Here is a 14,099-nt window from a genome sequence, read left to right on the forward strand (position 1 = left end):
TGCGGGAAGGGTCAAAATCAGGATTACTGATGATTTGAAAGGCTAAGAGGCTTCAAATAAAAAACCACGCTAGGCGTGGTCTGTTAAATGCAGTCACTTCATTGGAGAATTAAGAATTTGGACCGTCTACGCGCTCAATGCTCACATTTGCAGTACCCGCACTGGTAATACCCAATTGCTTAGCAGCACCATAAGATAAATCAAGAACACGGTTACCATGGAATGGACCACGGTCATTTACTTTCACCACGACGCTTTTACCATTATTGCGATTCGTAACACGGATAAAGCAATTAAGTGGCAGGCTACGATGTGCTGCTGTAAGTGCGTTCATGTCAAACGTTTCACCGCTTGCTGTTTTACGACCGTGGAATTGACGACCGTACCAAGAAGCAGTACCTGTTTGAGTGAACTTACGAACAGTATTCGATGCAACAGTATTTAACTTTTCAATCACTGAAGGCTCATCTTCAGGAATTTCGATTTTAGCAGCGATTGTTTGACGACGAATTTTATCGCCAGAACGCTCAGTGATTGAAAGGCTACTTAAATTCGTAAAGTTTGAATTGAAGCTTTGAGCTTCTTTATTCAATACACGAGCTGCAAGACGCGAGTTGTCATTATCATGATTGAATGATGATGACTGAACCATCTCAGCTTGTGACTGACTTAGCGCAACTGCCGTGGCAAGCGCTAAGGCATATTTAATAATTGATGACTGCATTGTTTATCTCCCAATGGCATATTTACTGGTTCAACTAAGTCGCTGATATCCATGTAAACACGTCTGATATTTCACTTTTGCAACTATATTTAACGAGATGGATAATATTCATGCCATCAATAGGCTGTCTAGTGTTTAATTAAAATACTTTGAAAATGTCTAAAAAATTAACAATATTTGGTTAAAAAATAATCAATAATGTAACAAGGTGTGTAAAATGTCGAATAAATGCTCATTTTGGTGAAAATATTTGTTGACTTTTTTGCTCTATAAGAAAAAACCAGTCTTATCGACTGGTAACTTCAGTGCCTAAAAGCCATAGTGCAGTCGCATACATACGGCTTTTGTTATAGGTTGTAATGACCTGAAAATTTGGATAAGTGATGTAATAAATTGGTCCATAACTATCTTGCAATTGGATGACATTGACTAAATCGAGATCATCGATTTTTACCAATGGATTCATAGGGGTTACACCTTGAGCCTTGAGTACACCATAGGGTGTTGGCTGGTTTAAATCCTTTGCAATAATGGCATCTGGGTTGTTTCCGCTATAGCGAGCAGCAAAAGCAATCGGTTGATTACGCTGCCAACCATAATTTGCTAGATAATTTGCAATTGAACCAATGGCATCGACAGCCGAATTACGTAGGTCAACATGACCATTGCCATCGTAGTCCACACCAAATTTTGGAATGTTACTTGGCATAAATTGAGGATAACCCACAGCACCTGCATATGAACCGACGACAGAGTTGGTTGGAACACCATCTTTATATGACCAAGCAATCAGTGCAGCAAGTTCATCTTGGAAATATTGCGCACGACGTTCATAGCCAAAACCAAGGGTCGCCAAAGCATCACGGGTAATAAAATTACCTTTATTGCTGCCGTAGCCTGTTTCAACACCCAAAATGCCTAAAATCACGGATTGAGGCACACCAAATTGTTGTTCTGCACGATTTAAAGTGTCGGCATATTGATTTTTGAAGCGAACGCCGCGTTGAATTGTACTTTCAGCTAAAAAATTGGTTTTGTATTGGTACCAAGGCTTTGATTCACCAGGTCTATTCATAATACTAATAATGTTGGGTAGGTTTTTACTGCCTTGCATTGCCCAATCAATTTGATTTTCACTCAGACCATAGGTTTGCATTGCATTTTGTTTAAAGCTTGCATATGCAGGATGAGATTGGAAGTCGTTAGCCTGACAAAAACTGGTCAGTGAAATTGAACCGGCCATAATGGCAATATGTGATAGTTTTTTATAAAAATTTCGATTTAGCATAAATAAAAAATTTCCAGTTGCTTTAGCGATGAGTATGAACAAAATTTCGAGGGGAAAAGATCCTGAAAATTGTGATGACCTTCTGGTTTCATAGCTCATTAAAGGTAAACGTTACCAATAGCAACTAAGATACCACTGACAGCGCATGCTTTCATAAATAGATATACAAAAAAAGACAAAGCAAAGGGTTTTTTCGCAGTTAACATATTGAAAAGTGACATATTCATTTACATAACTTGCAAATATTCACAAATCATTTGAAATAAAGATGACTCTAAAACTCATGCGTCATAAAAACGCAGAACGAGTAAACTTTATCGCGTTGCGAAATACTGTTTAGAAGCTACAAAAGTTGCAATGTTATATCTAAAAATAAAGGGACAGGATTAAAAAGGTACCGGTCTAAAACACCCATATGCAAGCAGTGGTTTATTCATTACATAGTTTTTGTTCGCCAGCCCTTCAATGCTGTTGAAAACGTCGCTATATATAGTAGAAATATAGACTGAATGATAAAAAAGAAAGAGATTGAATATTAAAATGGACGCATTGAAATTTAAGCCAAAATGACAGCTAACATTAAAATATGATCTGTAATCAGGTTCTTTCTTTTCTGTGTGTATTTTTAAAAATAGTACATTAAATGCACTGTCTTTTAATAAAAATCTGTTCAATTCTAGAACTGTGTTTGCATGACTATATATAGTCATTGTATCGGGATTCGATTTTATGCGTTTAGCCATAAAAAAACCTAGCGGAAGCTAGGTTTTGACGAGTAATGCGATTTATTTGTTAAACATCGCATCATGTGCTTCTGCAAGGGCACCTAGCTCTTCTTTGGTTAGATTTGGGAAAATCTTATCAATTGCAATATGAATAGCTTTAATCACGGCAGAAGAACCGATATCGGCTGCTTTACGCTTAATCATGCCTAAATCGAGTGTTTTATTAAAGTCATTCATAAAATGACGCACTGCAGCTTCAGCAAACTGTTTATACAGTTCACCAAAAGCAGCTTTATTGATATCTACACCCGATTTAATTTCGGCATAACTGTTCTTAAGGTTAGTGACCAATCCCGCATCTAAGTTCAGACCTACACGATAAGTGCCAGTCGCGTCTTGAAATAAACTTCGTTCTGAAAATTCAATGGATTGTTTCACCACATCATTCGGAGATTTACCCAATAGCTGCTTTAACAATACAGCGACTGTTGATTTGACATAGCCAGCCAGTTTTTCTGCTGTGTCGCGCTTGTCGCTTGCAGGAAACAGATGAACAGGAGCTAATATAGTTGCACCAATGATTTCTTCATTAATCAGCAAAGCTGTTTTATCACGTAAAGGATAAAGTGGTTCACTCGAATTTTTTTTCGCATGACCAGTTTGGATACTGCTTAGAAGTTCCTCAGAAGGAATAAAACCAAAAAATGGCATCACTAACCTCAATTTTTTTATTGTCGCGCCAATCGAATGGGGCGAGGCATCCATGTTAAATCCGATACACGACAAGGGTTGATATCCAATCCACCACGGCGTGTATAGGCAGCATATACCATCAGCTGACTTGGTTTTAAATGTTGCCAAATATCGGCAAACATTTGCTCCACACATTGTTCGTGGAAACCATTATGCTGACGGTAAGAAATAATATAAGCCAGAATACTACGATAACAAGGCTTAGTACCTTTATACCTTATAAATACCGTTCCCCAATCAGGTTGACCCGTGACTGGGCAGTTACTTCTTAATAAATGTGAATAAAGTTGAATTTCAACTTCTTCTTGCGCTGCAGCTTCATCTAAAGAGAGTAAATCTGCATTTGGATGATTTTCTAACTGAGTGGGTTCTAAGTCATCAATACAGATGCCTTGTGGTTTTGAAATTTCAACATCATCGACATGAAATAGATCAATAGTCACAGCGGCATTGGCTGCTGCTGATAAGTCTTTTTCAACGGTTGCTTTAAACGCTGCCTGAGAATCAAATTTGGTAAAGTTCATACTATTAAAGTAGAGCTTTAAAGATTTGGATTCGATGAGGTTGTCTGAACTTGCAGGCAAAGTTAAACGGCCAATAGCGACTTGAGGCACACCAGAAGCATTTAACCAAGAAATTTCAAAAACATGCCACCAGTCTGTACCTTGGCGGATGCCTTCCACATGGGCATATTGTTCACGTGCAGTGGCACGTGCAATCGGAAACAGAATATCGGGTTGATATTCTGTTGGGTAGTTGGTGTCTTTACCTAAAAGGGATTGTTCTACACTCATTATTCACGCATTCCTGAACCACGAGAAAGTAAATGATACGCCACGCCATAAAGTACAACGCAACATGCAGTAATTACTGTCAGTGAAATGCCGACATTCACATCGCTATGGCCCAAAATACCGTAGCGGAATGCATTTACCATATACACGACAGGGTTGATTAAAGAGAGATTTTGCCAAAAAGGACTCAGTGATGAGATGGCATAGAAAACACCGCCTAAATAAGTCAGCGGAGTCAGGACGAAAGTCGGGATAATCGAAATGTCGTCAAAAGATTTTGCATAAACAGCATTAATAAATCCGCCAAGAGAAAACAGCAGCGAAGTAATGAGAACTGTATATATAGTTACGAAGATATTGGTCAGGTGTAATTCAGTAAAAAATAGGCTCATCACAGTGACAATAAAGCCGACTAAAACACCACGGCAAACACCACCGATCACATAACCCCAAAGCACCAAGTGTAACGGCACTGGACTCATGATTAATTCTTCGATGCTTTTTTGAAATTTTGCACTAAAGAAACTTGATGACACATTGGCATAGCTGTTGGTGATGACCGCCATCATAATTAAGCCGGGCACGATGAACTGCATATAGCTAAAACCGCCCATTTGCCCAATGCGTGAACCGACTAAATTACCGAAAATCACAAAGTACAAACTCATGGTGATCGCAGGTGGGAGAAGAGTTTGCGGCCAAATACGCATGAAACGGCGAATTTCTTTATACACTAAGGTGTAGAGGGCGATACACAGTTGGTTAAAATTCATTGTGCTGCACCTTCAAGATTTTTTTCTACCATACGGACAAACAGTTCTTCTAGTCGGTTAGATTTATTACGCATACTACGAACCTGAATACCTTGAGATTCCATGAGTTGGAATAGATCATTTAAGGTATGGGCTTTATCCATAGTGACCTCTAAAGTGACGGGGTCAACTAAGTTGAAACGAACACCAATAATTTCAATATGGATCGGTTCAATGGGTTCGGCTAAATCGAAAATAAAGGTTTCTTCATTTAACTGACTGAGAAAACCTTTCATGCTGGTGTCTTCTTTAATCACACCACGGTCAATAATTGCGATTCGACGGCACAACATTTCTGCTTCTTCTAAATAGTGTGTCGTTAAAATAATAGACGTACCTTTTTCGTTCATTTCTGTGAGGAAATCCCACATCGAACGGCGTAGTTCAATATCAACACCAGCAGTCGGCTCATCTAAAATCAGCAGTTTAGGTTCATGCATCATGGCACGAGCGATCATTAAACGGCGTTTCATACCGCCCGATAACATACGTGCTTGGGTACTGCGTTTTTCCCAAAGACCAAGCTTTTCTAAATATTCCTCTGCACGTTTCTCTGCTATCTTTTTAGAAATACCGTAATAACCAGCTTGAGTCACCAAAATATCAAATGTTTTTTCAAATTGACCAAAGTTAAATTCTTGAGGGACAACGCCCAAACACTGCTTTGCATGCGAGGGATGGGTATCTAAATTGTGCCCAAAAATTTCGACAGTACCTGAAGTTTTACGGGTTAGTGAACTGATAATACTAATCGTGGTAGATTTTCCTGCACCATTGGGACCTAAAAGTGCATAAAATTCACCTTCGGGTACTGTTAAATCAATACCTTTAAGCGCCTGAAACCCATTTTTATAGGTTTTTGACAGCTGCTTTAACGTTAGTGCATCAGTCATAAATAATTCACTCTATAAATAGTGTGAGTATTGTGCGATATCGGGGCAAATAAACCAAGTAAATCGTATGGAATTCTGCATTTTAAAAATAGAACGTTGTATAAAGCTTAAGCAGAAAAATACCTAACATCTATATAGTTGCTTTACCTTACAGTTTTTTTTGTTATGATGTGCGCAATCCAAAATAAGCGCTCATAGCTCAACTGGATAGAGTACAGGTCTCCGAAGCCTGTGGCGTGGGTTCGAGTCCCGCTGAGCGCACCATTTTTTAGTTTTGATTGTTGAACTAAATTTTGCGAATCAATAGCTTTTATTATTACTACTTTTCTATTCAACCCGATCAATCTCAAAGCCCAATATTGCTTTAGCCATCATTGATGTATCTTTTTCTATATATAAAATTCAAAATATTTCTCAGTTCTTTTTATTCTAAGTTCAAAGTCATACAAAACATCTAAATTGAAAGCTTATAAAGAGTGAAAATAGAAAGTTCACTGTATTTATATCTGCATCTAAATGAAAAGAATCTATTGAAAACACGATTATAAAAGTCATGCACCAAAATAGTGGAGCTTGGAAACTTAATAGAACATTTATCCTTTTGTACTGGCTAAATAAAATAGGCAAATGATTGATAAAATATATTAAGATATTGAAAAATAAATAATAATTAGAGTTGGCATGATGTGTGCAACACAGTATTCAAACTTGGATACAAGAATGAGCACATCAATGAACTCAATAAAAACTTTAGGCTGGACCTTAGCGGAATGGAAAGCGGCCTACACGAATAACACAATTCAACTTGAAGACTTATATGCCTTGGTCGAGCAATTTGATCGCGTAGACCCAGCATGGATTTCCATTGCATCTATAGAGCAATTAACTTCTCAGATTAAAGCTTTAAAACAAATTGAAAATGCTACGGCCTTACCTTTATTTGGTGTGCCTATTGCAGTGAAAGATAATATTGATGTGGTGGGCTTTGCATCGACGGCTGCGTTTAAATTATTTACGGACATTAAAACTGATGATGCCTATGTGGTGCAGCGCTTAAAACAAGCAGGTGCCATCATTGTAGGTAAAACCAATTTAGATCAATTCGCTACTGGTTTAGTCGGTACGCGTTCGCCATTTGGTGCCGTGCCGAATACTGTTAATCCTGACTATGTAAGCGGTGGTTCAAGCTCTGGTTCAGGCAGTGTGGTGGCGCGTGGTTTAGTGCCGATTGCACTCGGTACAGATACCGCAGGTTCAGGACGAATCCCCGCAGCTTTTAATAATATTGTCGGTTTAAAGCCAACCAAAGGTCGCTTTTCAAATACAGGCTTATTGCCTGCCTGTAAGAGCTTAGATTGTATTTCAATTTTTGCCTTAACCGTCGCTGATGCAACTGCAGTGGCAGAAGTTATGGAAGGTTTTGATGTAACCGACAGCTATTCACGTGTGAACCCAGCAACAGCGCCTGCAAAGTTCAGCGCACAATTAAAGTTAGCCATTCCAAAACAGTTAGAATTTTTTGGCGATGCTCAATCTGCTGATGCATTTCAGCAAGCACTAACTGAATTAAAAAACTTAGGTGCAGTACTAACTGAAATTGATTTCAGTCCTTTTGCAAAATTGGCTGCACAACTGTATCAAGGGTCATGGGTAGCAGAGCGTACGGCAGCCGTAGCTGAAATTTTAGACAGCCATGCAGATGACTTTGATCCAACAGTTTTAGAAATTATTCAAAAAGGGCAGCAGTACACTGCGGTGGATGCTTATAACGCCGAATATTTAAAGCAAGATTTGGCACGCCAAATTCAGCAAACCTTAGCGCAATTTGATGCTTTAGTGGTGCCAAGTTCGCCAACCATTCACACACTGGCTGAAATGGCAGAAGCGCCAATTGAAAATAATAGCCACTTTGGCACCTATACCAACTTTACTAATTTAGCTGACCTCAGTGCCATCGCTGTACCTACAGGCTTTCGTGCCGACGGGCTGCCTTTTGGAATCACATTCATTGCACCGGCTTGGCACGATACGGCTCTAGCAGACTTTGCAGAAAAATGGCAAAAGCATTTGAAATTACCACTCGGTGCAGTAGCGAAAACATTGCCTGAAGCAAATTCAGTCATGTCTGCACCATCCGCACAACATTTTCGAGTTGCAGTCGTAGGCGCACATCTCACAGGTATGCCACTCAATTTCCAACTGACAACACGCCAAGCCGTGCATGTTGAAACCACAACCACTTCTGCCGATTACGCCCTCTATGCACTGCCGGGCACAGTACCTCCGAAACCAGGTTTAGCGCGTCAGGAAGCGGGTCAAAAAATTATTGTCGAGCTTTGGGATATTCCAAAAGCACGCTTTGGTGAATTTGTCGCCGAAATTCCAACACCACTGGGTATGGGCAATATCGAGCTTGCCGATGGACGTTGGGTGAAAGGCTTTATTTGTGAACCTTATGGCCTAAACGGTGCAAAAAATATCAGTGAATTTGGCGGCTGGTGCGCCTATATCCAATCACTGCAAGCAACAACAGCAAAATCAAATTAAAAAAATTCGGGGAAATAATCATGTTTAAAACAGTTTTAATTGCAAACCGTGGTGAAATTGCTGTTCGTGCAATTCGTACATTAAAGAAACTCGGTGTTCAGTCAGTTGCCGTGTATTCAGAGACAGACCGTTATGCACAGCATGTGTTAGATGCAGATGTGGCGGTGTCGCTTGAAGGTGTTAAGCCTGCAGAGACTTATTTAAGTATTGAAAAATTGATTCAAGTAGCCAAACAAACCGGCGCTGAAGCAATATTTCCCGGTTATGGCTTTTTGTCTGAGAGTGCCGACTTTGCCCGTGCATGTGAAGAAAATAACATTGCCTTTATGGGGCCAACGGCTGAACAAATTTTAGAATTTGGTTTGAAGCATCGTGCACGTGAATTGGCTGCGGCAGCCAATGTGCCCATGACACCGGGTACAGGTTTATTGGCAAGTTTAGATGAAGCACTCGCATCTGCGGCAGAGATTGGCTATCCCATCATGCTGAAAAGCACCGCGGGTGGTGGCGGGATTGGTTTAACCCGCTGTGATGATGAACAATCATTAAAAGATGCGTATGAAAGTGTAAAGCGTCTAGGCGAACAGTTCTTTAAAGATGCAGGGGTGTTTCTCGAACGTTTTGTCGATAAAGCCCGCCACGTAGAAGTACAAATTTTTGGTGATGGTTTAGGTCAAGTCGTTGCTTTTGGTGAGCGTGATTGTTCATTGCAGCGCCGTAACCAAAAAGTCGTGGAGGAAACGCCGGCACCACATTTGCCTGAAGCGACCCGTCAAAAATTGCATCGTGCTGCCGTAGAGCTCGGTCAATTGGTGAAATACCGCAGCGCAGGCACGGTTGAGTTTATCTATGATGCTGCCCGTGATGAAGTGTATTTCCTTGAAGTGAATACCCGTTTACAGGTTGAACATCCTGTAACTGAAATGGTGACGGGTTTAGATCTGATTGAATGCATGCTGAAAGTGGCGGCAGGTGATGCTTTGGACTGGGAAAAACTTAGCAATATTCAGCCCAATGGCGCTGCCATTGAAGTGCGCATTTATGCGGAAGACCCAGTGAAAAACTTCCAGCCAAGTCCGGGTGTACTCACTGATGTGTATTTCCCTGAAGATATTCGCGTGGATACGTGGGTATCTACAGGGACTGAAATTTCACAATATTTTGACCCGATGATTGCCAAAATTATTGTGCATGCGACAGACCGAGACAGTGCGATTGCCAAGCTAAAAACAGCCTTGGCTGAAACTCGCCTGAATGGCATCAGCACCAACTTAGATTATGCGCATACCGTAGTATCAGATGCACGCTTTGAAAATATGCAAATCTGGACGCGTCTGTTGGATGATTTTAAATACGTGCCAAATGTAATTGAAGTGCTGCAACCGGGCACGCAAAGTACGATTCAAGACTATCCGGGGCGTGTGGGCTATTGGGATATTGGTGTACCGCCATCAGGCCCGATGGATGATTATGCATTTCAATTGGCCAATCAAGTTGTGGGTAATCCAAAATCGGCAGCAGGCTTTGAGTTTACCTTACAAGGACCAAGTCTTAAATTTCATGCCGATAGCATCGTAGCCTTAGCAGGTGCGCCATGTAGCGCGACTCTAGATGGGGTGAATGTCGATTTTTGGCAGCCGATCAGTATTAAAGCCGGGCAAACTTTGGCACTCGGACAAGTTGAATCGGGTTGCCGTACTTATCTTGCGATCCGCAACGGATTAAATGTACCTGAATATCTAGGCAGCCGTTCGACCTTTGCATTGGGTAATTTTGGTGGTCATGCAGGGCGAGTACTGCGTGCAGGTGACATGATTAAGATGGTCAATCCAAGCCTGCCTTTAGATGGATTGGAAATTGCAACAGCAGTACCGCAAGCTTTGGCAGCAGAGCGTATTCCAAGCTATGGCAAAGAATGGAAAATTGGTGTGCTCTATGGCCCGCATGGCGCACCAGATTTCTTTAAACCTGAATATATTGAAGAATTCTTTGCTTCAACATGGAATGTACACTTTAACTCAAACCGTTTAGGTATTCGCCTAACAGGCCCGACACCAAGCTGGGCGCGTGAAAATGGCGGTGAAGCAGGTTTGCATCCATCCAATGTGCATGACTGTGAATATGCCATTGGGGCGATTAACTTCACTGGTGATTTTCCAGTGATTTTGGCGAAAGATGGCCCAAGCCTTGGTGGCTTTGTTTGCCCAGTGACCATTGCCAAAGCGGAACTTTGGAAGATTGGTCAACTGAAGGCAGATGACAGCATCAGTTTCTATCCAATGAGTGTGGAACAAGCCAATGCCTTGGAAGTTCAGCAAATTGCCGATATTCAAAATTTTGCTCAAGCGCCTGAAAATTCAGAGGCGGCAAATTTTGAATGCAAGCCTGAAGGGATATTGGCTGTGCGTGAAGCAGATTCCCATGCGCCAAAAGCGGTGTATCGTCAGGCGGGTGACAGTTACATCTTGCTGGAATATGGCGAAAATGTCCTCGACCTTGCATTACGCTTACGTGTTTATCGACTGATGCAGCTCATTCGTGAAGCGAACATTGAGGGCATTTTAGAGCTTTCTCCGGGTGTACGTTCACTGCAAATTAAATATGATGGATTGCGTTTCAGCCAAGCGAATTTAATCCAGTTCTTATTGGGTCTGGAAAATGAGATGGGGGATTTGAGCCAAATCAAAATTCCATCCCGTATTATTCACTTGCCGATGGCATTTGAGGATTCGGCAACTTTAGGTGCTGTAGAACGTTATCAAGAAAGTGTCTGTTCCAAAGCGCCGTGGTTGCCAAATAACGTCGATTTCATTCAGCGCATTAATGGCTTAGACAGCCCTGAGCAAGTCAAAGACATCATTTTTGATGCCAATTACCTGATTTTAGGTTTAGGCGATGTGTATTTAACCGCACCTTGTGCCGTTCCAATTGATCCGCGTCATCGTTTGCTCAGCTCGAAATATAACCCTGCACGTACCTTTACTGCCGAAGGTACAGTCGGTATTGGCGGTATGTACATGTGTATCTATGGCATGGACTCACCGGGCGGTTATCAATTGATAGGCCGTACCTTGCCCATTTGGAATAAGTTTAAAAAGAACAAGCAGTTTGGTGATCAGCAATGGTTCTTACGCTTCTTTGATCAAATTAAATATTACGAAGTAACCGAAGCTGAACTCGATCAATTCCGTGCCGACTTTGCCAATGGTGTGGCTGAAATCAAAATTGAAGAAACTGAATTTGATTTTGCAGCTTATCAAGCCTTTTTGGAAACAGAGAAGGACAGTATTGCCGAGTTTAAAGCGCAGCAGCAGCAGGCATTTACAACTGAAGTTGAACGCTGGAAAGATGAGTTCGATGCACCTGCGGAAATGGAAATCCTGCAAGATGATACCGACTATAGCCAGTTTGCAGCCTTAAATGCGTCGATGACCGGCAACATTTGGAAAATTTTTGTCGAAGCTGGACAGTCTGTGAAGAAAGGCGATACTGTAGCCATTATTGAAGCGATGAAAATGGAGCTTCCAGTCTATGCCGATGATGACGGCATAGTGAAAGCGATTATCTGCCGTGCAGGACAAACGGTACATAGCGGTGAACCGCTGGTTTATATGGAATAAACATGACCACAACCACCATTGTTGGGAAAAGCTCAGACAACTTGTCTGAGCTGGTTTTCCAAAAAATAAAAAACGATATTTTTGATTTTCAGCTCAAACCAGGTGCACGTTTTACCGAATCTGTAATTGCCGAATTGTATGAAGTCAGCCGTACACCCGTACGGCAGGCTTTATATCGTTTACAGCAAGATGGCTATGTAAGAGTACATTTTCGTAGCGGTTGGGAGGTGAAGCCGCTGAACTTTAAAGCTTATGAAGAACTGTATGATTTAAGGATTTTGCTGGAGTGCTATGCCATTGAGCAACTTTGCAAAATGGAATCAACTCAGCTTAAACAGGCTTTACAAGACTTAGTAAATGTGTGGTGTATTCCGCCTGAGCAGTATCTGCATGATTTAAAGACTTTATCGATGCAAGATGAAGCATTTCACTGCCAATTGGTTGAGGCAATCGGTAATAGTGAAATGGCGAAGGTGCATCGAGATGTCAGTGAGAAAATCCGTATTATTCGCCGTTTAGACTTTTCTAAAGATTATCGAATTGAAGCCACTTATGCAGAGCATCAACAGATTTTACAATTGATCCTTGGACATAATGTGATAGCGGCATTGGAGAAAATGCGCAGCCATATTCAGCAAAGTAAAAAAGAGGTGAAAAAAATTACTTTGGAAATGTTGGCACGAATGGCATAGAAGTATTTTCAAAAGATCTACCTCACGATAAGCCACGGTAGATATGTATTTTACGAGTCAATCTGTGTCGTTAGGGGCGTGCTTAGAGCTATAAATAGATGTATTCATTGGTTAATATGATGGAGAAAAATAAAAAAGACCACGAAGGGGAGATTCTTTATTTCAACTTTAGAAAACGCGATTTCTTTGGCGACTGAACGCCATTTCGGACAAGTCGATAAAGCGGGACAAGCCTATATTCAGCATCCACTTCGTGTGATGCAAAATGTGCAACATCCCGATGCTAAAATCGTCGCTGTATTACATGACATTTTAGAAGATACAGAGACAACGACGGATGAGCTTCGCGCTATGGGTTTTCAAACGCATATTATTGATGCGATACAGGCACTGACAAAAGCAGCAGGTGAGAACCGATTTCAAGCTGCGCAGCGTACCGCTAAAAATGCAATTGCTTGTGAAGTAAAACTCAGTGATTTGTATGACAATATGGATTTATCGCGCTTAACTTCGGTCACAGCAAAAGATCGACGTCGGTATCAACAATATGTCAAAGTTAAACGTAGATTAGAGCGTGCTCGGAGCGTCCATTTACATCTGATCGATTTAAATCTAACAACAGATTATCCGAGATTTCAATTTCAAAGTTCACAGCAAAATTTTCAGTATCTGCTCAATGCGATGTTTGATCTAGAGCATTCATTAGGTGGCGTTCAGATTGGAAGTCCACAGGAGTGGTGGATTTTATTTGAAGATGTCAGCGCATATTTTGCATATTGCCAAAGAAAGGGAGTGGTTCCCAAGCAGGCAACATTCTTAAATTTAATTTTAACCATAGATCGAGACTATTTCGGGGGTATCTTTCAAACTGAACAAGATCGGCAATTATTTTTCTCTATGTTTAACGTGTTTATGCAAAATCATTTTTATCGCGTGGAAGCTGAAGGCTGATTAGATAGATTGCATCAGCAATAGAATAAAAACACCTTTGATTGATGAATTTTATCTAAATGTTGAGCTACTGAGCGTCATTTAAAAACATCTCAAAATGCTTGATTTCGAGATGTTTAAAGTGATTCCATCCATTGACATCTCCAATGAAACATGTGGCCATGCTTGCTGAACCTTATGCCTCAATCCTACATGGCATCATGGTGGCTGCTGGATTTATTATTCCGTCTTTAGTGTTGATGTGGTTATATAAACGCAGTGAACGCCTTAGCCAAGCTGCATAAAAAAAGCCCCCACATT

At 40.9% G+C, this 14,099-nt stretch carries 10 protein-coding genes, 1 tRNA gene and 1 pseudogene; 6 read left to right on the forward strand and 6 right to left on the reverse strand.

All coding sequences use genetic code 11. From position 1 onward, the window contains the following. Positions 1–109 precede the first annotated feature (109 nt). From FTU06_RS10925 to FTU06_RS10950, 6 genes are all read right to left on the reverse strand, one after another. The gene (locus FTU06_RS10925; protein WP_180007647.1) at positions 110–724 is read right to left on the reverse strand and encodes a septal ring lytic transglycosylase RlpA family protein; all 615 of its coding nucleotides are present in this window, start codon (positions 722–724) and stop codon (positions 110–112) included. A gap of 286 nt (positions 725–1,010) precedes the next feature. After that, positions 1,011–2,012: a lytic murein transglycosylase B gene (gene mltB, locus FTU06_RS10930; protein ID WP_078191987.1), complete on the reverse strand. Its 1,002-nt coding sequence runs from the start codon at positions 2,010–2,012 to the stop codon at positions 1,011–1,013. A 785-nt stretch (positions 2,013–2,797) separates the two neighbouring features. After that, the gene (locus tag FTU06_RS10935) at positions 2,798–3,448 is read right to left on the reverse strand and encodes a hypothetical protein (protein ID WP_180146576.1); all 651 of its coding nucleotides are present in this window, start codon (positions 3,446–3,448) and stop codon (positions 2,798–2,800) included. A gap of 17 nt (positions 3,449–3,465) precedes the next feature. Beyond that, positions 3,466–4,284: an NADPH-dependent 7-cyano-7-deazaguanine reductase QueF gene (gene queF, locus FTU06_RS10940; RefSeq protein ID WP_180146579.1), complete on the reverse strand. Its 819-nt coding sequence runs from the start codon at positions 4,282–4,284 to the stop codon at positions 3,466–3,468. Further along, on the reverse strand, positions 4,284–5,057 hold the full coding sequence (locus FTU06_RS10945; RefSeq protein ID WP_180076837.1) for an ABC transporter permease: 774 nt from the start codon (positions 5,055–5,057) through the stop codon (positions 4,284–4,286). The genes queF and FTU06_RS10945 overlap by 1 nt, the downstream gene beginning before the upstream one ends. After that, complete coding sequence (locus tag FTU06_RS10950; protein WP_111883996.1) at positions 5,054–5,989, reverse strand: ABC transporter ATP-binding protein; 936 nt, start codon at positions 5,987–5,989, stop codon at positions 5,054–5,056. The genes FTU06_RS10945 and FTU06_RS10950 overlap by 4 nt, the downstream gene beginning before the upstream one ends. Before the next feature lie 188 nt (positions 5,990–6,177). On the opposite strand from FTU06_RS10950, the gene FTU06_RS10955 reads away from it, so the two are divergent. The 6 genes and pseudogenes from FTU06_RS10955 (at position 6,178) to FTU06_RS10980 (ending at position 14,083) form a co-directional block, all read left to right on the forward strand. Beyond that, positions 6,178–6,253, forward strand: a tRNA-Arg gene (locus tag FTU06_RS10955). 468 nt (positions 6,254–6,721) lie between these two features. Beyond that, positions 6,722–8,536 carry an allophanate hydrolase gene (atzF, locus tag FTU06_RS10960; protein ID WP_180146582.1) on the forward strand — a complete coding sequence of 605 codons (1,815 nt, stop codon included), beginning with the start codon at positions 6,722–6,724 and terminating at the stop codon, positions 8,534–8,536. 20 nt (positions 8,537–8,556) lie between these two features. Next, a complete protein-coding gene (gene uca / locus FTU06_RS10965) occupies positions 8,557–12,156 on the forward strand; it encodes an urea carboxylase (protein ID WP_180146585.1) in 3,600 nt (1,199 codons plus the stop codon). 2 nt (positions 12,157–12,158) lie between these two features. Continuing rightward, entirely contained in the window at positions 12,159–12,848 is a 690-nt protein-coding gene (locus FTU06_RS10970) for a GntR family transcriptional regulator (protein ID WP_180146588.1), read from the forward strand. A 159-nt stretch (positions 12,849–13,007) separates the two neighbouring features. Continuing rightward, positions 13,008–13,409, forward strand: a pseudogene (locus FTU06_RS16880) (guanosine-3',5'-bis(diphosphate) 3'-pyrophosphohydrolase); the annotation flags it as partial. Between the two features lie 536 nt (positions 13,410–13,945). Beyond that, entirely contained in the window at positions 13,946–14,083 is a 138-nt protein-coding gene (locus FTU06_RS10980; protein ID WP_180040818.1) for a hypothetical protein, read from the forward strand. The last annotated feature ends 16 nt before the right edge of the window (positions 14,084–14,099 follow it).

This window comes from Acinetobacter sp. YH12052 (assembly GCF_013419835.1).
GTDB lineage: Bacteria > Pseudomonadota > Gammaproteobacteria > Pseudomonadales > Moraxellaceae > Acinetobacter > Acinetobacter amyesii.

Excerpts from the sequence above, each read along its gene's own strand:
- FTU06_RS10945 (WP_180076837.1), bottom strand. The coding sequence starts at position 5,057 with ATGAATTTTAACCAACTGTGTATCGCCCTCTACACCTTAGTGTATAAA.
- FTU06_RS10980 (WP_180040818.1), top strand. The coding sequence starts at position 13,946 with ATGAAACATGTGGCCATGCTTGCTGAACCTTATGCCTCAATCCTACAT.
- FTU06_RS10970 (WP_180146588.1), top strand. The coding sequence starts at position 12,159 with ATGACCACAACCACCATTGTTGGGAAAAGCTCAGACAACTTGTCTGAG.
- FTU06_RS10925 (WP_180007647.1), bottom strand. The coding sequence starts at position 724 with ATGCAGTCATCAATTATTAAATATGCCTTAGCGCTTGCCACGGCAGTT.
- atzF (WP_180146582.1), top strand. The coding sequence starts at position 6,722 with ATGAACTCAATAAAAACTTTAGGCTGGACCTTAGCGGAATGGAAAGCG.
- uca (WP_180146585.1), top strand. The coding sequence starts at position 8,557 with ATGTTTAAAACAGTTTTAATTGCAAACCGTGGTGAAATTGCTGTTCGT.
- mltB (WP_078191987.1), bottom strand. The coding sequence starts at position 2,012 with ATGCTAAATCGAAATTTTTATAAAAAACTATCACATATTGCCATTATG.
- queF (WP_180146579.1), bottom strand. The coding sequence starts at position 4,284 with ATGAGTGTAGAACAATCCCTTTTAGGTAAAGACACCAACTACCCAACA.
- FTU06_RS10950 (WP_111883996.1), bottom strand. The coding sequence starts at position 5,989 with ATGACTGATGCACTAACGTTAAAGCAGCTGTCAAAAACCTATAAAAAT.
- FTU06_RS10935 (WP_180146576.1), bottom strand. The coding sequence starts at position 3,448 with ATGCCATTTTTTGGTTTTATTCCTTCTGAGGAACTTCTAAGCAGTATC.